Origin of the sequence: Variovorax sp. HW608, from assembly GCF_900090195.1 — a bacterium.
GTDB lineage: Bacteria > Pseudomonadota > Gammaproteobacteria > Burkholderiales > Burkholderiaceae_C > Variovorax.
This window is the reverse complement of the sequence record NZ_LT607803.1, coordinates 4382268-4401716: the sequence shown is the minus strand read 5'-3', so window position 1 is coordinate 4401716 and position 19449 is coordinate 4382268. Positions and strand designations below refer to the sequence as shown.

The 19449-nt window shown below is 67.5% G+C and carries 19 protein-coding genes; 2 read left to right on the top strand and 17 right to left on the bottom strand.

Annotated elements, in window-relative coordinates:
* Nucleotides 1–15: 15 nt before the first annotated feature.
* From VAR608DRAFT_RS20705 to VAR608DRAFT_RS20640, 14 genes are all read right to left on the bottom strand, one after another.
* Entirely contained in the window at nt 16–1206 is a 1191-nt protein-coding gene (locus tag VAR608DRAFT_RS20705; RefSeq protein ID WP_443082961.1) for an arginine deiminase, read from the bottom strand.
* Nucleotides 1207–1307: 101 nt separating this feature from the next.
* Complete coding sequence (locus VAR608DRAFT_RS20700; RefSeq protein WP_088955765.1) at nt 1308–2729, bottom strand: basic amino acid/polyamine antiporter; 1422 nt, start codon at nt 2727–2729, stop codon at nt 1308–1310.
* Nucleotides 2730–2861: 132 nt separating this feature from the next.
* Nucleotides 2862–4211 (bottom strand): tetratricopeptide repeat protein, encoded by a 1350-nt coding sequence (locus VAR608DRAFT_RS20695; protein ID WP_088955764.1) that lies wholly within the window; start codon nt 4209–4211, stop codon nt 2862–2864.
* 91 nt (nt 4212–4302) lie between these two features.
* On the bottom strand, nt 4303–5349 hold the full coding sequence (locus VAR608DRAFT_RS20690; protein ID WP_088955763.1) for an AI-2E family transporter: 1047 nt from the start codon (nt 5347–5349) through the stop codon (nt 4303–4305).
* Between the two features lie 121 nt (nt 5350–5470).
* Nucleotides 5471–6076: a glutathione S-transferase gene (locus tag VAR608DRAFT_RS20685; protein ID WP_088955762.1), complete on the bottom strand. Its 606-nt coding sequence runs from the start codon at nt 6074–6076 to the stop codon at nt 5471–5473.
* A gap of 30 nt (nt 6077–6106) precedes the next feature.
* Nucleotides 6107–7807: an FAD-dependent oxidoreductase gene (locus tag VAR608DRAFT_RS20680; RefSeq protein WP_088955761.1), complete on the bottom strand. Its 1701-nt coding sequence runs from the start codon at nt 7805–7807 to the stop codon at nt 6107–6109.
* A complete protein-coding gene (locus tag VAR608DRAFT_RS20675) occupies nt 7804–8532 on the bottom strand; it encodes an SDR family NAD(P)-dependent oxidoreductase (protein WP_088955760.1) in 729 nt (242 codons plus the stop codon). Before VAR608DRAFT_RS20675 ends, VAR608DRAFT_RS20680 begins: the two co-directional genes overlap by 4 nt.
* Before the next feature lie 12 nt (nt 8533–8544).
* Nucleotides 8545–9297, bottom strand: a complete 753-nt coding sequence (locus VAR608DRAFT_RS20670) for an SDR family NAD(P)-dependent oxidoreductase (protein ID WP_088955759.1) — start codon at nt 9295–9297, stop codon at nt 8545–8547.
* A 25-nt stretch (nt 9298–9322) separates the two neighbouring features.
* Entirely contained in the window at nt 9323–10039 is a 717-nt protein-coding gene (locus VAR608DRAFT_RS20665; protein WP_172843884.1) for an ABC transporter ATP-binding protein, read from the bottom strand.
* Nucleotides 10032–10796: an ABC transporter ATP-binding protein gene (locus VAR608DRAFT_RS20660; RefSeq protein ID WP_088955758.1), complete on the bottom strand. Its 765-nt coding sequence runs from the start codon at nt 10794–10796 to the stop codon at nt 10032–10034. The genes VAR608DRAFT_RS20665 and VAR608DRAFT_RS20660 overlap by 8 nt, the downstream gene beginning before the upstream one ends.
* Complete coding sequence (locus tag VAR608DRAFT_RS20655; protein ID WP_088955757.1) at nt 10793–11767, bottom strand: branched-chain amino acid ABC transporter permease; 975 nt, start codon at nt 11765–11767, stop codon at nt 10793–10795. Before VAR608DRAFT_RS20655 ends, VAR608DRAFT_RS20660 begins: the two co-directional genes overlap by 4 nt.
* A complete protein-coding gene (locus VAR608DRAFT_RS20650) occupies nt 11764–12663 on the bottom strand; it encodes a branched-chain amino acid ABC transporter permease (RefSeq protein WP_088955756.1) in 900 nt (299 codons plus the stop codon). Before VAR608DRAFT_RS20650 ends, VAR608DRAFT_RS20655 begins: the two co-directional genes overlap by 4 nt.
* Before the next feature lie 35 nt (nt 12664–12698).
* Nucleotides 12699–13907 carry an ABC transporter substrate-binding protein gene (locus tag VAR608DRAFT_RS20645; protein WP_088955755.1) on the bottom strand — a complete coding sequence of 403 codons (1209 nt, stop codon included), beginning with the start codon at nt 13905–13907 and terminating at the stop codon, nt 12699–12701.
* A 67-nt stretch (nt 13908–13974) separates the two neighbouring features.
* Nucleotides 13975–14748: an SDR family NAD(P)-dependent oxidoreductase gene (locus VAR608DRAFT_RS20640; protein WP_088955754.1), complete on the bottom strand. Its 774-nt coding sequence runs from the start codon at nt 14746–14748 to the stop codon at nt 13975–13977.
* Nucleotides 14749–14901: 153 nt separating this feature from the next.
* On the opposite strand from VAR608DRAFT_RS20640, the gene VAR608DRAFT_RS20635 reads away from it, so the two are divergent.
* Complete coding sequence (locus tag VAR608DRAFT_RS20635) at nt 14902–15570, top strand: GntR family transcriptional regulator (RefSeq protein WP_088955753.1); 669 nt, start codon at nt 14902–14904, stop codon at nt 15568–15570.
* Nucleotides 15571–15588: 18 nt separating this feature from the next.
* Here the strand turns inward: VAR608DRAFT_RS20635 and VAR608DRAFT_RS20630 are convergent, their stop codons facing one another.
* A complete protein-coding gene (locus VAR608DRAFT_RS20630) occupies nt 15589–16260 on the bottom strand; it encodes an aromatic-ring-hydroxylating dioxygenase subunit beta (RefSeq protein ID WP_088955752.1) in 672 nt (223 codons plus the stop codon).
* A gap of 10 nt (nt 16261–16270) precedes the next feature.
* Nucleotides 16271–17572: an aromatic ring-hydroxylating oxygenase subunit alpha gene (locus VAR608DRAFT_RS20625; protein ID WP_088955751.1), complete on the bottom strand. Its 1302-nt coding sequence runs from the start codon at nt 17570–17572 to the stop codon at nt 16271–16273.
* A 141-nt stretch (nt 17573–17713) separates the two neighbouring features.
* Here VAR608DRAFT_RS20625 and VAR608DRAFT_RS20620 point away from each other — a divergent pair, with 141 nt between their 5' ends.
* A complete protein-coding gene (locus VAR608DRAFT_RS20620; RefSeq protein WP_088955750.1) occupies nt 17714–18418 on the top strand; it encodes a Crp/Fnr family transcriptional regulator in 705 nt (234 codons plus the stop codon).
* A 6-nt stretch (nt 18419–18424) separates the two neighbouring features.
* On the opposite strand, the gene VAR608DRAFT_RS20615 is transcribed toward VAR608DRAFT_RS20620, so the two are convergent.
* Complete coding sequence (locus VAR608DRAFT_RS20615) at nt 18425–19396, bottom strand: cation diffusion facilitator family transporter (protein WP_088955749.1); 972 nt, start codon at nt 19394–19396, stop codon at nt 18425–18427.
* Between the last annotated feature and the right edge of the window lie 53 nt (nt 19397–19449).

Here is a 19449-nt window from a genome sequence, read left to right as displayed (position 1 = left end):
GGTTGGATTGACGACTCAGTAGTCCACGGGGTCGCGCACGATCGGGCAGGTCATGCAGTGGCCACCGCCGCGGCCCCGGCCGAGCTCGGCGCCCACGATGGTGATCACCTCGATGCCGTGCTTGCGCAGCAGCGTGTTGGTGTAGGTGTTGCGGTCATACGCATAGACCACGCCCGGCGATGCGCAGACCAGGTTCGCGCCGCTGTCCCACTGGGTGCGCTCGCGCTGGTAGTCGCTGCCGCCGGCTTCCACGACGCGCATCTTCTTCAGGCCCAGCGCTTGCGTGACCACGTCGACGAAGGGCTTGTTCTCATTGCGCAGCTCGACCCCGCTCGCGTGCTCGCTCGGGTAGTACGAGAAGGTGCTGGTCTTGTTCATGAAGTCCGGCGCGAGCAGCACGCAGTCGCGGTCGGCGAAGGTGAACACCGTGTCCAGGTGCATCGCGGCACGGATCTTGGGCATCGCCGCGACGATCACGCGCTCTGCAGCGCCCTTCTCGAAGAGCGTGGCGGCGAGCTGGCTGATCGCCTGGCGCGAGGTGCGCTCGCTCATGCCGATGAGGACGACGCCCTTGCCGATCGGCATCACGTCGCCGCCCTCCAGCGTGGCCAGGCCATGGTCCTGCGTCGGATCGCCCCACCAGACGTTGACCTTGCCGGCGAAGTCGGGATGGAAGCGGTAGATCGAGGTGGTGAGGATGGTTTCCTCGTGCCGCGCGGGCCAGTAGAGCGGATTGAGCGTCACGCCGCCGTAGATCCAGCAGGTGGTGTCGCGCGTGTAGAGCGTGTTGGGCAGCGGCGGCAGCAGGTACTCGGTGCCGCCCGCGGCCTCCTTCGCGACCTTGAGCGCCTGACCGCCATGGGCCTCGGGGAAGTCATGGGTCGAAAGGCCGCCGATCAGCGTCTCGGCGAGGTCGCGATGGCTCAGCCCTTCGAGGTAGCTGCGCAGCTCGTCGATGAAGCCCAGGCCCACCTGGTTGGGCACCACCTGGTTGTCGAGGATCCACTTCTTGCCCTCGGGCACGGCCACCGTCTCGGCAAGCAGGTTGTGCATCTCGACGACTTCCACGCCGCGGTCGCGCATCTTGGTGACGAAGTCGAAGTGGTCGCGCTTGGCGTTCTCGACCCACAGCACGTCGTCGAAGAGCAGTTCGTCGCAGTTGCTCGGCGTCAGTCGCTGATGGGCACGCCCGGGGGCGCACACCATGACCTTGCGCAGTTGCCCGACTTCGGAGTGGACGCCGAACTCGCTCGTCCTGGTCTTGCTGGTCGCACTCGCACTTGCCTTGGCCATGGTGTGTCTCCTGTTCAGATGGTGATGGCGCCCGTGGCGAGGCCGAAGAGGCCCACGAGCGCACCGATGACGACGACGATGAGGATGACCCAGTCGATCGCTGCGAACACCGGCTTGCCCTGCTCGCGCCGCGCCCAGATGTAAAGGACCGTGCCCGGTGCATACAGCACGGCGGCCAGCAGGATGAACTTGAGGCCGCCCGCCCAGATCATGAAGACGGTGTAGATGATCGCCAGCGCCGCGATGACGAGGTCGCGCCCGCGCTCCTGCGGGCGCACCTGGTAGCTCTCGCCGCGCTTGGACAGCAGGAAGCCGTAGGCGGCCACGAAGAGATACGGAATCAGCGACATCGCGCTCGTGAGGTTCAGCATCAGCGCGAAGGCGTCGCGCGACCAGTAGGTCGTGATGACGATCAGCTGCACGATGGCGTTGGTCAGCCACAGCGCATTGGCCGGCACCCGGTTGGCGTTCTCGCGCGCGAAGACGGCCGGCATGTCGCGGGTCCGGGCGGCGGTGAACATCACTTCGGCGCAGATCAGCGACCAGGCCAGGTACGCCCCCAGCACCGAGACGATCAGCCCCAGGCTCACGAACACCGCGCCCCAGTGGCCCACCACCGCTTCGAGCACCGCGGCCATCGAGGGCTGGCGCATGCCGGCGATGTCCGCGCGCTGCAGCACCGCATAGGGCAGCATCGTCACCAGCACCATCAGGCCGGTGACGCCGATGAAGCCCATGATGGTGGCCCGGCCCACGTCCGAGCGCTCCTTCGCATAGCGCGAATAGACGCTGGCGCCCTCGATGCCGATGAAGACGAAGACCGTCACCAGCATGGTGGCGCGCACCTGCTCGAAGATGCCGCCCGTGAGGTCGCCCCCGTAGAGGTTGGCCTCGAACAGCTCGCCCCTGAAGGCGAAGGCCAGGATGACGATGAACACCAGGATCGGGATGATCTTGGCGAAGGTGACGATCGTGTTGATGAAGGCCGCCTGCTGCACGCCCTTGAGGATCATGAAGTGAAACAGCCAGATGCCGATGGAGGCCACGACGATGGCCACCACGGTGTTGCCGTCGCCGAAGACGGGGAAGAACGCCCCCAGCGTGGACTTGATGAGCACCCAGTAGGAGACGTTGCCGATGCAGCTGCTGATCCAGTAGCCGAAGGCCGAGAGAAAGCCCGGGTAGTCGCCGAAGCCGGCCTTGGCATAGGCGAAGACGCCGGCGTCGAGCTCGGGCTTGCGCTCGGCCAGGGACTGGAAGACGCGCGCCAGCATGTACATGCCGGTGCCCGCGACGATCCACGCGATGACCGCGCCCAACGGTCCGGTCGCAGCCGCGAAGGTGCGCGGCAGCGAGAAGATCCCTGCGCCCACCATCCCGCCCACCACCATCGCGGTGAGCTGCATGCGGGACATCTTTTGCTCTGTGGAAGCCATCCGATCCTCGCTCCGTCGTTGTGGTGAATGGCGCAGCGGGCGACATTCGCGGATCAGCATCAGACCCGGCTGAAAGCTTGTCAAGCGAGCACGAGATCGAGATGAATCGGCCTTTCGATGACTCGAAGCGCCCTAAAAACTCTTGCGCACGTTGACCCAGAACTCGGTCGAGCTGTAGTTGAAGCCGATCGCATTGCTCTGGTCGCGGATCCACAGCAGTTCGGGCCTGAGGGTCCAGGTGGGCACGAATTCCCACACCAGGTAGGCACCGGCTTCGTAGAGGTTGTCGCGCCGGCGCAGAAACACGGTGTTGTCGACTGTGTCCGGATGAAAGTGGATGTTGTCCGAGGCGTAGAAGTCGCGCTCCCACCACGCGAAGCCGCCCCAGCTCAGGGTCTTGTTCACCGTGAAGTCGAGCGCGGCAGTGGCGCCGAACACGTTGGAATCGCCATCGGGCCGGCTGGTCGCGTAGTTGCGCCCGGCATGGCCGGTGAGCGAGAAGCTGCCCACGCCGTCCATGAACGAATTCACCCAGCCGGCCGACACCAGCGCAGTGGTGCGGCTCAACGCGCGCTCGCGGCCCTCGGGATATCTGCGGCGGCGGATGTCGCCACCGAAGCTGAACTGGTTGTCCGGGTCGTAGCGCATCCGCAAGTCGGCGAAGATCGAGACGTCGTTGCGGTAGTTGCCGTCGCCGCGGTAGCTGGTGCGGCCCCTGAAGCCCGCCGAGAGGTTGTTCTCGCCGAATGCCTTGCTGCCCGCGAGCCGCCAGCGCAGGTCCTGATCGCTGCGGCTGTCCGAGTTGTCGTAATGGCGGTAGCGCAGATCCAGCGTGCCGTCGATCGCATAGCCGTTCTGCAGCGCGTAGTTGAAGCCGCCACCGGCGCGCGCGTTGTAGAAGGTGTCGCGGCGGTCGCCGCCGCCCAGCGCGTTGGTGCCGACCGTCTCGTTCACGCGGTACTGGCCGATGCCCGTCTCCGCATAGCCGAAGCCCGACAACGGCTTGTCGTCGTCGAGTGTCTGCCGCGCCGCCTGGTCGTAGACCTGGGCCTGCGAGCGCACGTCGGGCGGCAGGTTCTCGAAACGCAGCACGGTCTCGAACTCGATCTTCGCCTCCGCGTATTCGCCGAGCGCAAAGTACGAGCGGCCGAGGCCCAGGTGCGCGGCGACGAAGTCGGGGCGCGCGGCAAGACTGCGCTGGAACAGCGCCTTGGCCTTCCCGGGCTGCTGCGTGCCGAGCGCGGCACGGCCCATGAGGTAGCTGAATTCGGCATCGCCCGCACGGGTGCTCTCGAACGGCGAGAGCAGGCCATAGGCGTCCTGGTACTTGCCCTCGCGCACGAGTTGCCGTGCACGCGCAATGTCGGGATCGGCAGCGAAGACCGCGTTCGCAAACAACACCGACGTCAGGATGAAGACCTGCATGGCAGGCCGCCACGGCAAGCGCGCGACGCGGCGGCGTGCCATACGGGTTTCGATCATCTCGACTGCCTCCTCGGGTCTTGCGACACCACCCGACGCGCCGCATTTAACACGCGGCCCGCTCTGCGTGCAACGCGAACGAAGAAGAGTGCTAGGGCCTTCCGCTTTGCGACAGCAGCACCGCCACCGGCCGCGTGCCCGGGAACTCCGAGAAGATGATGGTGAGCATCGCCGTGATCGGCACCGCGAGGAACGCGCCCGCCACGCCCCACAGCGCCACCCACACCGCGAGGCTCACGAGGATCGCGAAGGGACTGAGGTTCAGCGAGTTCCCCATGATGTAGGGGTCGAGGAAGTTGCCGATCGCGAACTGCACCACCGTGAGCCACAGCATGATCGACAGCACATGGTTGGCGTCGCCGAACTGCGCCATCGCCATCGCGCCGGGCAGCAGCACGCTCAGCACCGAGCCGATGTAGGGCACGTAGTTCAAGAGCGCGATCACCACGGCCCAGAACGGCGCGAACTCCAGCCCCATGATGCGCATGATCACCCAGCTCAGCGCGCCGAGCAGCACACCCAGCAGCGTCTTGAGCGCCAGATAGGCGCCGACCCGCGCGTTGATGTCGGCGATCACCTGCCTGATGCGCTGCGCATGCTGCGGGCTCTGCGCGATCGCGTTGATCTTGGCCTCCAGGTGGCCTCGTTCGACCAGCAGGAAGCACGCATACAGCGCCACCACCACCACGCTGGCCACCAGCGACGACACCGATGACAAGGCCGAACCGACGATGCGCTGGATGCTCACCTGCGCGAACAGGTCGCGCCGCAGCGTGGTCCAGGTGGGCTCGGATTCGAAGCGCAGCCACACCGCCACCTTCTGCACCGCGGCGAGCAGCGACTCCTGGTAGCGCGGCGCCTGCGCGATCACGCTGTCCTTGTTGGCGATGAGGGTGTAGACCACCAGGCACAGGCCGAAGGCGATGATGAACACCGACAGTAGCGAGATGACCCACTGCGGCAGCTTCGCCCCCACCACCGGGATGCTCCGGATCAGCCGCGCGATGCCGAGGATCACGTACACCACGAAGACGCTGAACATGATCGGCACGAAGACGTCGCGCCCGACGTAGAACACCCACCCGATCATCAGCGCAATGGCGGTGCCATACACGAAGGTTTGGAATCGGTGATCCATCTTGGACGCGGCTCCTCGGGTTGTGCGTCGGCATGCGACGGGGCCCGATCTTATGCGCGTTGCGTGTCGCGCCGGCGGCAACGCACGCGAGGGAGGCGAACGCCTCCCTTGTCTCAAAGGATCAAAGCGACCAGCTCGCGCCCAGCGAAGGACGCTTGCGCGCTTCCTCGTACCACGCGGCGACCTTCGGCCGTGCCGCGCGCCAGTCGAAGTCGGGGAAGCGCAGGTCCAGGTACCAGAGCGCGCAGGCGACCGCGATGAGCCCGATGTGGAGCGGGCCGCCGAGGAGCGCCGGTTCGGCTTCGAGATGATCGAGCGAGGTCGTTGCCTTGTCGAGCTGGCCCGCGCGCCAGTCGGCCCAGCGCAGTTCCTCGGGCCGCGCGACGTCCTCGTAGCGCGCGAGCAGCGCGGCGTCGAGGATGCCGTCGCCGAGCGACTGCAGCGTCAGCGCGCGCCAGCGGTCCGCGCCGGCGGCGGGGAACAGGCTCCCCTTCGCGAGGTCGTCGAGGTACTCGCAGATCACGCGGCTGTCGTAGAGCACGAGCCCATCGTCGGTGATGAAGGTCGGCACCTTGCCCAGCGGGTTCTTCGCGATGATCTCGCGGTCGCGCGTGACCGGGTTGGCGTTGGACGGCAGCAGCCGCACGCGACCGTCGAGGCCGAGTTCATGCGCGGCGACGAGGCACTTGCGCACGTAGGGCGAGGTGGGAGAAAAGTAGATCTGCATGATGAAGCTCCAGATTTGCCGTGAACGGATTCAGAGCGCCGCGCCCGCCGCATGCCTTCCTGCGACCCAGCCGAAGGTGAGCGCGGGCCCGAGCGTGATGCCCGGCGCCGGATACTGGCCGCCCATCACCGAATGCATGTCGTTGCCGGCCATGTAGAGGCCCGGGATGGGCTGGCCGCTGGTGTCCAGCGCCTGCGCATTCTCGTTGCAGGCGATGGCGCACGCGGTGCCGATGTCGCCCGCGTAGACCTTCACCGCGTAGAACGGCCCGTTGCCAAGCGGGCCGAGGCAGGCATTGGGTCGGTGGTCGGGATCGCCGAGGTACTGGTTGTAGGCGGTGCCGCCCTTGCCGAAGTCCTCGTCCACGCCCGTGTCCGCGAACTGGTTGAAGCGCTGCGCCGATTGCGCGAGCCCCTTCGCGTCGATTTTCAACTGCGCGGCCAGCTGGTCCAGCGTGCCGGCCTTGTGGAGATAGCCCGCGCGCACCAGATGCTCGCGCGGCCGTCCGCCCGGCAGCGCGAGGCCCAGGCCCCAGCGTTCGATGAAGTCGTGGTCGCACACGAGGAAGGCCGGCAGCGTCGGCACGGTCTGGTTCGAGCGGTACATCGCCAGCACGAACTCGTGGTACGAGGTGGATTCGTTGACGAAGCGCTTGCCCGCCGCGTTGACCGCCATCAGGCCAGGCTTCGCGCGGTCCCACACCAGATGCGGATAGCGCACCTGCGTGCCGTCGGGCTTCTCGAGGATCGACACCGGCGCCCAGAAGGCCGGGCTCGCATGCCCGGTGCCGAGCGCCGCGCCAGCCTGCATCGCGATCACGATGCCATCGCCCCGGTTGCCCGCGGGCGACATCGACCACGGCCCGGTGGGCTGCGGATAGGTCTGCTTGCGCAGCGCCTCGTTCCACGGAAAGCCGCCGGTCGCGACGACCACGCCGCAGCGCGCCTGCACGTTCACCGGCTTGCCGCCCCGCAGCACCGCGACGCCCGTGGCGCGGCCATTCTCGACATGGATGCGCTGCAGCGGCGTGTTGAGCCAGTAGGGAATCTTGCGATCGAGCACGCTGCGGAACAGCCGCGCCGCCAGTGCATTGCCGAGCACCAGCCGCGTCCCCCGGTGGTAGCCCGAGAGCCGGTCGCCGAAGAAGCGCAGCACCAGCTTCATGCCCTCGCGCCACGAGGCGAACGACTTCGTGACCGCGAGCAGATGCTTGGCGTCGGTCATCGTGATCATCATCCCGCCGAGCACCATGAACTCGGGCAGCGGATCGCGCAGTTCGCGGAAGGCCTCCTTGCCGAGCAGGCGGCCGTCGAACATCAGCGGATCGAGCGAGCGCCCGCCCAGCGCCGCGCCTTCGCGGTCCGGGTAGTAGTCGGGCGAATAGCTGCGCGCGAGCAGCTTCACATGCGTGTTCTTCTCGAAGAAGTCGACCGCCTCCGCGCAATGCCGCAGGAAGGCCTGCTGCATCGCGACCGGCGAGGCATCGCCGACCGTGTTGCGCAGGTAGGTCGTGACTTTCTCGTGCGTATCGGGGTGGCCGACCTGGGCCGTCTGAGCATTGAGCGGCGCCCAGACCGCACCGCCCGAGATCGCGGTGGAGCCGCCCATGCGATCGGTCTTCTCGACCAGCAGCACGCTGCGTCCCGCGAAGCTCGCGGCGAGCGCAGCGGCCATGCCGCCGGTGCCGGCGCCGATCACGACGAGGTCGTAGGTCTCGCTCCAGTCCGTCATGCGCCCGACCCGCCCAGCGATTTGCCGCCGTCGACGAACAGCACCTGCCCGGTGATGAAGCCGGTCTGCGGCGAGACCAGGAAGGAGACGGCCTGCGCGATGTCCTCGGGACGGCCGGCCTTGCTCGTGGGCTGCAGCGCGAGCTGCGCCGCCAGCCGCTCGGGCGTGAGCGCGCGCAGGATCGGCGTGTCGATCAGCCCCGGCGCGATCGCGTTGACGAGGATGCCGCGCGGCGCCAGTTCCATCGCGCTGGCGCGTGTGTAGCCGACGATCGCTGCCTTCGAGGCCACGTAGTGCGGATGGTTCTTCGCGCCGAGGTAGGCGCGCGAGGCGATGTTCACGATGCGGCCGCCATCGGCCATGGTCTTCGCGACCTCCTGCGTGAGCGTCGCGGCCGCGATCAGGTTGACTTCGTAGGCGCGGCGGAAGTCGGCATTGCTCACTTCGAGGAACTTGCGCTCGTCGAAGATGCCGGCGTTGTTGACCAGCGCGCTCACCGGCGGCAGCGAGCGCACCAGCGCGCGCACCGCGTCTTCGTCGGTGAGGTCGAGCACCTGGCAGCGCACGCTGAGCCCCATGCCCGCGAGGCGCGCGGTCTCGCGCTGCGCGAGTGCCGCATCGCGGTCCACCATCACCGCATCGAAGCCGTCGCGCGCGAGGCGCTCGACGATCGCGAGGCCCATGCCGCTCGCGCCACCGGTGATCAAGGCAATCGGTTTGCTCATGTTTTGCGCTCCTCAGGCCGACAGGAAGCCGCCATCCACCGGCAGCACCACACCGTTCACATAGCTGGCCATCGGCGAACAGAGGAACACCACCGGCCCGACGATCTCCTCGACCTCGCCGCCGCGCGCCATCGGCACGCGGTGCATGTACCAGTCGGTGCCGCCGGGCACCGCGAGTTGCGGCGCGACCATCTCGGTCAGCATCAGCCCCGGCGCCACCGCATTGGTGCGCACGCCGAAAGGCGCGAGATCGCGCGCCAGCGCCTGCGTCAGCGAGCGCACCGCGCCCTTCGATGCGATGTAGCCCGCCGACGAGATGCCGCTGACGAAGGCGACGATCGACGACAGGTTGACGATGCAGCCGCGCGTCTCCTTGAGCTGGGGCACGAAGGCATGCGTGACGTTGAACAGGCCCTGCAGGTTCACGTCGATCAGCCGGTCCCACACCTCGGGCGCCTGTTCGTCGTCGATGCGCGAGCGTGCCGAGATGCCGGCGTTGTTCACCAGGATGTCGATCGCGCCGAAGCGCTCGCCCACCTGCGCCGCGAAGGCGCGCACGGCCGCGCGCTCGGTCACGTCGATCGCGAGCGGCCAAGCCTCGCCGCCCGCGGCGGTGATCGCATCGGCCGTGCGCGTCGCGCTTTCCAGCTGGATGTCGGCCACGATCACCCGCGCACCTTCGCGCGCGAAGCCGGCGGCGATCGCGCCGCCCAGCCCGCCGCCGGCGCCGGTGACCAGCGCCAGCTTGTCTTTCAGCAGTTCCATGGGGTTTCTCTGTGAGGAAGGGGATTCAGACGCCGAGGTAGGCGCGGCGGACTGCGGGGTCATCCATCAGTTGCTTCGATGGCCCTTGCACGCTGATCTCGCCGTTCTCGAGGATGTAGGCGTAGTCGGCCACCGCGAGCGCGAGCCGCACGTCCTGCTCGACCAGGAGGATGGTCAGGCCGCGTTCGCGGTTGAGCTTCCGGATCGCCTCGAAGATCTGCTCCACCAAGAGCGGCGACAGGCCCATCGAGGGCTCGTCGAACATGATCATGCGCGGACGCGCCATCAGCGCGCGGCCGATGGCGAGCATCTGCTGCTCGCCGCCCGAGAGCGTGGAGGCCTTCTGCTCGCGCCGCTCCTTCAGGCGCGGGAACATCGCGTAGACCTGCTCGAAGTCCTCGGCCGCCTCGCGCCGGTTGCCGCGCAGGTAGGCGCCGAGCTCGAGGTTCTCCTCGACGCTCATGTCCTTGAAGACCTGCCGGCCTTCGGGCACCTGCACCAGCCCCTTGGCGACGATCTGGTCGGAATGCAGCCGCGCGATCGACTGGCCTTCGAACAGCACCTCGCCGCGCGCCTCGACGAGGCGCGAGATCGCGTTGAGCGTGGTGCTCTTGCCCGCGCCGTTGCTGCCCAGGAGCGCGACGATGCCGCCCTGGGGCACCGCGAGCGAGACATTGGAAAGCGCCTGGATGGCGCCATACGAGGCGCTCACGCCCCGCAGTTCGAGCAGGTTGTCAGACACGGGCGGCTCCCTTGCCCAGGTAGGCTTCGATGACCCTCGGGTCCTGGCCGATCTCCTGCGGCGTGCCTTCCGCGAGCTTCTGGCCGAAGGACATCACGGTGATGCGATCGGAAATGGACATCACGAGCTGCATCACGTGCTCGACCAGCAGCACGGTGATGCCGTCGCGCCGCGACAGTTCGGTCAGGAGCTTGTCGAGGTGCTCGATGTCGGCATTGCGCAGACCGGCGGCCGGCTCGTCGAGCAGCAGCAGGCGCGGCTTGAGCGCGAGCGCGCGTGCAATCTCCAGCAGCTTCTGGTGGCCGAAGTCGAGCTCCTTCGCGCGGGTCATGCGGTCGTGCGTGAGGCCGACGCGCTCGATCAGGCTGTCGACCAGGTCGCGCGTCTGGCCGTCCGGCCGGCGCAGCAGCTTGCCCAGCGTGTTGGCGCTGTGCGCATGGCAGCCGAGCAGCACGTTCTCCCACACGCTCAGCTCGCCGAACAGTTCGAGGTTCTGGAAGGTGCGCGCGACGCCGAGGCCGGCCATCTGCGCCGGACGGTGGTTCGACACGTCCTGCCCGTCGAGATGGATGCGGCCCGAATTCGGCTGGTAGTAGCGCGAGATGCAGTTGAAGGTGGTCGATTTGCCCGCGCCGTTCGGCCCGATCAGCGCGTGGATGCTGCCGCGCCGGACCTGGAACGAGAGGTCGCTGACCGCGGTGAGGCCACCGAACTTGACCGTGATGCCCGAGACGTCGAGAAAGGGCGTCTGGCTCATTGCGCGGTCCTCCGCACGGCGGGCTGCTGGACAGGCGGCGCAGCGGCCGGTGCACGCCGCGAACGGTCCGCGAACAGCCCGCGCGGCTTGAACATCATGAAGCCCATGAGGATCACGCCGTAGATGATTTCCTGGATCGAGAGCGCCTGCCGCAGCAGTTCGGAGATCAGCCCGAAGACGATCGCGCCGGCAACCGCGCCGCGCACCGAGCCGATGCCGCCGACCACCACCATCGTGAGCACGAGGATCGTGGTCTGGAAGCCCAGGCTCTCGGGATGGATGAACGAGACGAACAGCGTGTACATGCCGCCCGCGATGCCCGCGAAGGCCGCCGAGACCGCGAACGCGCTCTGCTTCATCGCCTTGACGTCGATGCCCATCGCCATCGCGGCGACGTCGCTTTCGCGCACCGCGCGCAGCGACGCGCCGTACTGCGAGCGCGACAGCGCCACCGTGGCCCAGAGCATCAGCGCCGCAATGAGCACGACGAAGGGGTAAGCCTGGAGGTCGTTCGTGAGCTTGTAGCCGAACAGCTCGGCCGGCTGCATGCGCATGCCGTTCGATCCGCCGGTGACGTTCTCCCAGTTGAGGAACACCCACTGCATCGCCTCGCCGAAGGCGAAGGTCGCGAGCGCAAGATAGATGTCGCGCATGCGCAGCGCCAGCAGGCCGATGATGTAGCCGAGCAGCGCCGACAGGACGCCGCCCGCGATGATCGAGACGATGAACGGCGGATGCCACGCGGCATTGATGAGGCCGGCCGTGTAGATGCCGATGCCGTAGAACGCGGTGTGCGAGAGCGCGAACTGTCCCGCCTCGCCGATCACCACGTGCATGCCCAGCGAGAGCACGACGAACACCATCAGCAGGTTCGCGATGTAGAGCACGTAGCCCGACACGGTGAACGGCAACACCAGCAGGACCACGGCGCCGAGCAGCAGGGCCCAGCGGTCGGGATTCATGGACTTCATACCTTCTTGACCTGCAATGCGCCGCCGAGGATCCCTTGCGGACGGGCGATGAGCGTGACCAGGATCGCGAGGAAGGGCGCGACCACGATCGCGTTGGTGGAGATGAAGAGCCCCACGAGGTTCTCGATCACGCCGACGATGAGGCCGCCGAGCACCGCGCCCGGCAGGCTGTTGAAGCCGCCGACGATCGCCGCGGCGTAGGCCAGGATCGCGATGTGCGCGATGTCCGGCGTGATCAGGATCTTGGGCGTGATGAGCAGCGCAGCGAGCGCCGAGATCAGCCCCGACAGCGCCCACACCATCATGCGGATGCGCGAGAGCCGGATGCCCACGATCTGCGCCGCGCGCGGGTTCATGCCGACCGCCCGCATCGCCTTGCCGATGCGGGTCTTGTTGAACATCAGGTAGATCAGCAGCATCGTCACGACCGAGGTCGCGAAGATCGCGATGTCCAGCCAGGTCAGCGCGGCGTCGCCGATCAGCACCGGGTCGCTCGGAAAGAGCGAGGGCAGCGAGCGCGGCGTATCGCCGAGGCCGGTCTGGCGCACCAGCCCCTTGAGCGCATAGGCGAGGCCGAGCGTGGCGATCACGAACTGCACGCCGACGCCCTTCGATTGCGTGACGCGCTCCATCACCACGCGCTGGAACAGCGCCGCCAGCGCAGCGACCGCAACCAGCGTCAGCGGGATCACCAGCGCATACGAGAGATTCGCCGCCAGCAGCATCAGCGCGATGTAGCCGCCGGCCATGAAGATCTCGCCCTGCGCGAAGTTCGGCACGTCGGTGGTCTTGAACACCGCCACGATGGCGATGGCCAGCAGCGCGTACACGCTGCCCGTGACCAGGCCCGACAACACGCCCTGCTGCAGGAAGAGCCAGATGTCAGAGAGAGTCATGGTTCACACGCGAGCGGCCGCCGGCCGCCCGCCGCTCACTTGGGCTGCTGGTAGGTCCACTGGCTGGCGTAGGTGCCGGGCACCAGCGTCTTGTTCTCGCCGTCGAACTTCAGGTAGATCGCCGACTTCTGGCCCGCATGGTCCGCCGCGGTGAGCACGATCGGTCCGGCCATCACGCCGGTGTCGATCTTCGTCTGCGCGAGCGCGGTGAGGAACTTCTCGCGCGTCAGCTGCGGGCCGGCCGCCTTCAGCGCATCGACCACCACCATCGCGGGCGGGATGCCATAGGGCATGTAGGTCTGCGGATAGCCGGGCTTGGCGGCCAGCTCGGGGTAGTAGCTCTTGTACATGTCGTAGACCCACTTGAGCTTCGGGCCACCGGGCACGTCGGCCAGCACTTCCTGGATGTAGACGTTCTTGAAGGCTTCCTTGTTGCCGACGTTCTCCACCAGCTGCCTGAGGTCGGCGGTACCGTTGACGCCGATCACGATCGGCTTGTTCCAGCCCAGCTCCTGCGCCTTCTTCACCAGCAGGCCGACCGGGCGCGCATAGGTGGTGATGAGCAGCACGTCCGGGTTGGCAGCGCGGATCTTGAGCATCGGCGCCGTGACGTCGGTGAGGTTCGGGTTGATCGACTGCACCTGCAGGTCGACGCCGAGCTTCTTGGCCTGGAACTGCGCGGCCTCGAGGTTCCAGCCGCCGTAGGCGTCGTCGTGGTTGATGTAGCCGATCTTCTTGCCCTTGAGGTGCTCGGCCGCGAACTGCACCATCGAGCCGCCCACCGCACGCTGCGAGATCGAGAACGCGCCGTAGATGTACTTCGACGGCGGATACAGCGCGCCGTCGCCCGAGGCGTTGAGCATCACGAAGGGGATCTGCTCGCGCTCGACGTACTCGCGCGCACCGACCACCGCCGCAGAACAAGAGCCGCCGTTGAGCGCGAACACCTTGTCCTGCTCGGTGAGCTTCTTGACCGCGGCCAGCAGGTCGTTGGCGTTGCAGCGGTCGTCCTCGACCACGAGCTCGATCTTGCGGCCGTTGACGCCGCCTTCCTTGTTGACCTTGTCGTAGTACATCTTGGCCGCGTTCATCACGTCGAAGCCATAGGCCATCGAGTTGCCGGACAAGGGGCCGAACAGGCCGATCCTGATGGTCTTGTCGGTCACGCCGGGCTCGCCCTGGGCGTGCGCGGCGCAAAGGGCCAGCACGCAGGCGGCGGCGGCGAAGGTGCGAAGGAATTTCATGTTGTCTCCTGTGGGTCCTGTGGGCTGTGATTCGATTTGCAAAGGGATGGCGGGCCGGCGCGCGGCCTCACTGCATGCGGTAGCCGCCGTTCACGTCGATGACGTTGCCGGTGATGTACTCCGCCGCCGGCGAGACGAGGTAGGCCACTGCCGCCGCCACGTCGTCGACCCGGCCGACACGGCCCAGGGGGATGTTCTGCGCCGCCGCCGCGAGCGCGCCGCTGCTGGTGACGGTGGCGCGCAGCATGTCGGTGTCGATCAGCCCCGGCGCGATCACGTTGGCCGTGATGCGAAGGTGCGCCGATTCGCGCGCGAAGGCCTTCGCGTAGCCGTGCACCGCCGCCTTCGCGCCGATGTAGGCCGCGCTGGAGCGGTAGCCGCCCAGTTGGGCCGCGACCGAACCGAAGAAGACCACCCGGCCCTGCGCGAGCGGATTCGCCTCGCGGCGGCGCAGGTATTCACGGCTGCACAGGAAGGCGCCGCGGGTGTTCACCGCGAAGCTGCGCTCCCATGTATCCATGCTCATGTCCTTGATCAGCGGACGCTCGCCGTTCGGCAGGATCAGGAGGCCGGCCACGCAGACCAGCACCGCGACCGGGCCGTGGGCGGCTTCGACCCGCTCGAAAAGGCCGATCACGGCGGCTTCGTCGGCCACGTCCACCGTCTCCGCGGCGTGGCCCGCGCCGAGTTCCCGGGCGACGCGCGCCGCGTTGTCGCCATCGATGTCCGCCACCACCACGCGCAGCCCCTGGCTGGCGAGCTGCCGGCAGACCGCCTCGCCGATGCCACGGCCGCCGCCGGTGACCAGCGCGAGGCGCCGTTCCTTGCTGTCCTGACTCATCTTTGATGTGGCTCCGTTTGACTCGGCGCAATGCCGCTTTGATGGCCATTATGTATACATGATATGCCTCAATCTCTGGGGTTTACCCTGGAATCGGCCATTTCATGGCACGCATGTATACTTGCAGGCACTGCAGACGGAGGAAAACGAGACGTGCAAACGCTGTCCCAACAGGTCACCGAGACGGTGCGCGACTGGATCCTTCACGGCCGTTTCCAGGCCGGGGAGCGCATCGAGGAAATTCCGCTGGGCGAGGTGCTGGGGGTGTCACGCACCCCCGTGCGCGCGGCGCTCGCCACGCTGGCCAACGAGGGCCTGATCGTCCACCAGCCCAAGCGCGGCTACGTGGTGCGCGAGTTCGAACTCGACGACATCCTTGCCGCCTACGAGGTGCGCGCGGTGCTCGAGGGGCTGGCCTGCCGCAGCGCCGCGCAGCGCGGCCTGAGCGACGAGCAGGCGCGCATCGTGCTCGACTGCCTCGCCACCGGCGACCGCATCCTCTCGGGCGGCGCGCTGAATCCCGACGAGCACGAGCCCTACCAGAAGATGAACGTGGACCTGCACAACACGCTGCTCGCGGCCGCCGCGAACCCGTGGCTGGGGCGCTTCGCGGAGCAGGCCCACAACATCCCCTACGCCTCCGACCGCATCGTGCTGTGGGACGTGGAATACGGCGTGATCCTGCGCTCGCATGGCGACCACCACCGCATCGTCGAGGCGGTGCTGGCGCGCGATGCCGCCCGTGCCGAGCAGCTCATGCGCGAGCATGTCTACTACGCGGGCGTGATCTTCAAGAACAACTTCGAGCGGCGGAAGAAGTAGCGCCAGGGCGTGCTCACCCTACACCCAGATCTGCAGCACGTAGTCGAAGGGCGCCTGGCCGTTGAACAGGTCGACCCGCTGTAGCACGATGCGCAGCGCGCCGCCGGCATCGCGCCCCAGCGTGTGCCGGTAGGTGCCGCCGAAGTGCCGCACCGCGTCGCGGCGCAGCTCCATCATGTGGAAGCGCGAACGGACCTGGACGGTTCCGCCGTCCACCGATTCGATCGCGACGTTGCCGACGATGTGATTGGTCTCCCACATCGGCGCCTGCGACCACGCATTGGGATGCGAGACGCGGCCCTTGCGGATCTCCATCATCAGCTTGTCTTCGGCGAAGATCGAGGGCGAGCCTTCCCACTCGGTCTGCTCGGGCGCGGCGGGCATCCAGTAGATGCCGCGCTCGTCGAACAGGTCCATCCACGCCTGCCAGAGTTTGCGGTCGAGCAGCTCGGCCTGCAGGTAGAGCAGCTGCTCGACTTCGCGCTGCAGGTCGTTGCCGGCGACGAGGCCGGCGCGCGGCAACTCGGTGGCCGAAGGCAGCGGTGCGCGCGGCGAATGGTCGGGCGCCAGCGCCTGTGCACCAGTCGGCGCATCGCCGGTGCCGCCCTCGATCACCACGTCCTGGGCGAGCAGGTGTTCGAAGTCCGGCCCGGCATCGGGAATCGCGGAGGAGGTCTTGCGTGCGGTCATGGCCTTCTCCTCACTCGGCCGACAGGTAGGTCGACCAGGCGCGGAACTGGCTGCGCATCACCGCCTCGGAGGTGCCGTGGTTCGAATAGGTCACGCCGCCCTCCTCGCGGTCGTCGCCGAAGTAGCGGTGGAAGCTGACCCAGTCGCCGCCGTTGGATTGAAGTCCCCATTGGCCCTTGGTCCAGTTCTCGAGGTCGTCGGCATTGATCATCGTGGCCGGCGAGTTCACGAGGTTGTAGTACCAGAGGCTGCGGCGGTAGATCGCCTCGGGCGCCCCCTTCAGGCGGAAGTGCCAGATTTCCGAGAGCGTCTTGTCCGGCGAGATGGGCCTCAGGCAGCGCAACTGCTGCAGCGGCGACTGCACCGAGAGGTACGGATAGACCAGCACATGATGGATGCTGCGCGAGAGATATTCCTCCGCCCGCTGCTCGCCGTAGGCCTCTTTGAGCAGCGCCTCGTGTGCGAGCGTGTCCGGGTCCTGAGGGCGCAGCCCCATGTAGGCCTTGAGGATGCCGTGGCCGTGCGGGAAGTTGATGGTCTGCACCGAGTTCCACTGCTCGAAGCTCGACGCGAAGGCCGAGAGGTAGTGGTAGTACAGCGGCACCTTCTCCTGCTGCGCTTTCAGCCGCTTCTCCACGCGCCCCGCCGCGATGCCGGTCGACTGGTGCGTGACCGAGGGATGCAGCGCATCGAGCTGGTTCTCCATGAAGAACTTCCAGTTCGAATGCTGGATCACGCGGTGGCAGATCGGCACCACCTCGACCTCGCCGACCGGCGAGCGGTCGCACATGTCGTCGAAGGCGACCTTCGCCTCGCCGAGGAATTCCATCAGTGCCGGCCCGTCCTGGGCGAGGCTGGCGAAGACGAAGCCTCGGTAGCTGTCGACCCGCGCCGCCGGCTTCACGCCGCAGTCCGGGTTGTCGCGCGTCATGCGCGTGCCCTCGTAGCCCTGCGCGAGCGGGATCGCGCGCACCGAGCCATCGAGATGGAAGCTCCAGGCGTGGTAGGAGCACACGATGCTGCTGCCGGTGTTGCCCTTGAGATTGCCCACGAGCTGCACGCCGCGATGCGGGCAGCGGTTGTAGAGCACCCGCACCGAGCCGTCCTGCTGCCGCACCATGACCATCGGCTGGCGGCCGATGGTCACCGCGTAGTAGTCGCCGGGCCTGGGCACCTGCGAGACGTGGCCGCAGTAGACCCAGGTGCGCTCCCAGATCTTCTCCATCTCGGCATCGAAGATCGCCGGATCGGTGTAGACGGTCTTGTGGACCCGGTCGGGTTCGACCAGCGCGTTCAGATCGAAGTTCTTCATCGTGCCTGTCCTTTGTGGTGGCCGGGTCCGACCGGACCGGGAACGCAGTTTGCTCCCGGCACGGCGTGGGATGTCCCTGATTTACCCTCACGGCGCCGCCTCGATACGCTACGCTTTCGCCCGGCCGACACAAGGAGCCCCATGTCCTCCATCGCACTGCTCGACACCGCGCTCACCGCGCTCTACAAGGCGCTGGAGACGCCCGTCGGCATCGTCGCACTCGTTTCGGCGGGCATTGCCGGGGCGCTGGTCATCGTCAGCGCCTTCGTCAAGACCATGATCCCGCTGCGCTGCCTGGCGGTGGGCGGCAACCTGGGTTTCCTGATCTATGGCGCGCTGCATCCCTCGTTCATCATGGTGCTGCTGCACGGCACGATGCTGCCGATCAACCTCTACCGCACGGCCGAAATGGTGCGCCTCACGCGCCGCGTGCGGGCCTCGGCCGACTCCAGCGACCTCTCGGGCGTCTGGCTGCGGCCCTACATGCGCAAGAAGCGGCTGCGCAAGAACGGCGTGCTCTTCCACAAGGGCGACGAGGCCACGCACCTGTATTTCCTCGCGGAGGGGCAGATCGAGTTCGTGGAGATCGGCGAAGTCATGGACTCCGGGCGCCTGTTCGGCGAGATCGCCTTCTTCGCACCCAACAAGCGCCGCACCCTCACCGCGCGCTGCGTCACGCCCTGCACCGTGCTGCAGATCGACGAGAACACCTTCCGCCAGCTCTACTTCCAGAACCCGGCATTCGGCTTCGAGGTGGTGAAGCTCGTGGCCGGCCGGCTGCTGGCGGACCGGCAGCGGCTGGAGCAGCAGCTTGCCTCGGCCGAGGCGCACCCGCCCACGGCCTGAACGCGCTCAGCGCAGGCGCTCCCTTTCCTCCGGCGTCGCCAGCGCCACGATCGCGCGGGCCACGGACTTGTGCTCCATGATGCGCGTCTCCAGCGTGTGGAGGATGCGCGCGAGCGTCGCCTGGTCGTGTTCGCCCGCGATCACCACGCGCACCACCACGATCAGCCGGTCGGGCCCGACGAACTCCGCGAAGAAGAAAGTCACGCGCTCCACCAGCGGCTGGGCCTCCAGCGCCTTCACCGCCGCCGCGCTGTGTTCCTGCGAGAGCGGCATGCCCGCGAGGTAGTGCCGGTTGACGTTGATGAGGAACAGGCCCGCCACGCCCATCAGCACGCCGATCAGCATCGAGCCCGCCGCGTCGTACGCGACCTGCCCGGTCACCTGGTGCAGCGCCATGCCCATCGCGGCCACCGCGAGACCGACGAGCGCGATGAAGTCGCCGGTCACGACGGCGCGCAGTTGTGTATCCGAGGTGTCGAACACATGCTTGAACACGCCGAGGTCACGCTCGGCGGCCCGCTCGCGCACGAAGCGGATCGCCTGCATGAACGACACGAACTGCAGCCCGAACGACAGCGCGATCACGATGTAGCCGAAGCGGTAGTCGGTGCTCGCGTCCGGCAGGTCCAGCTGCCTGAGGCCGCGCCAGAAGCCCACCTGCGCGCCCACCACGAACATGCCGATCGAGGCGAACAGCGACCACACGTACGACTCGCGCCCATGGCCCAGCGGATGCCCGGTGTCGGCCGGCCGGCGCGCGGCGAGGTAGGCGGCGATGAGGAAGATCTCGGTCACCGTCGAGACCCACGAATGGACCGCCTCCGCCGACATCGAGGCCGAGCTGGTGTACATCGCGGCTGCCGTCTTGCCGATCGCCATCAGCGCGCCGGTGGTGAGCGCAACCGCAGCCGCGCGCGCCTGCCCGGGTGCGGGCGCATCGGTGCCGAGGCGGCGATGGAAACGGCTGAAGGTCCTCATCGCCGCGGGCTGGAGGACGAAAGGCAGGGAACGAGGCGCATGGACCCGATCCT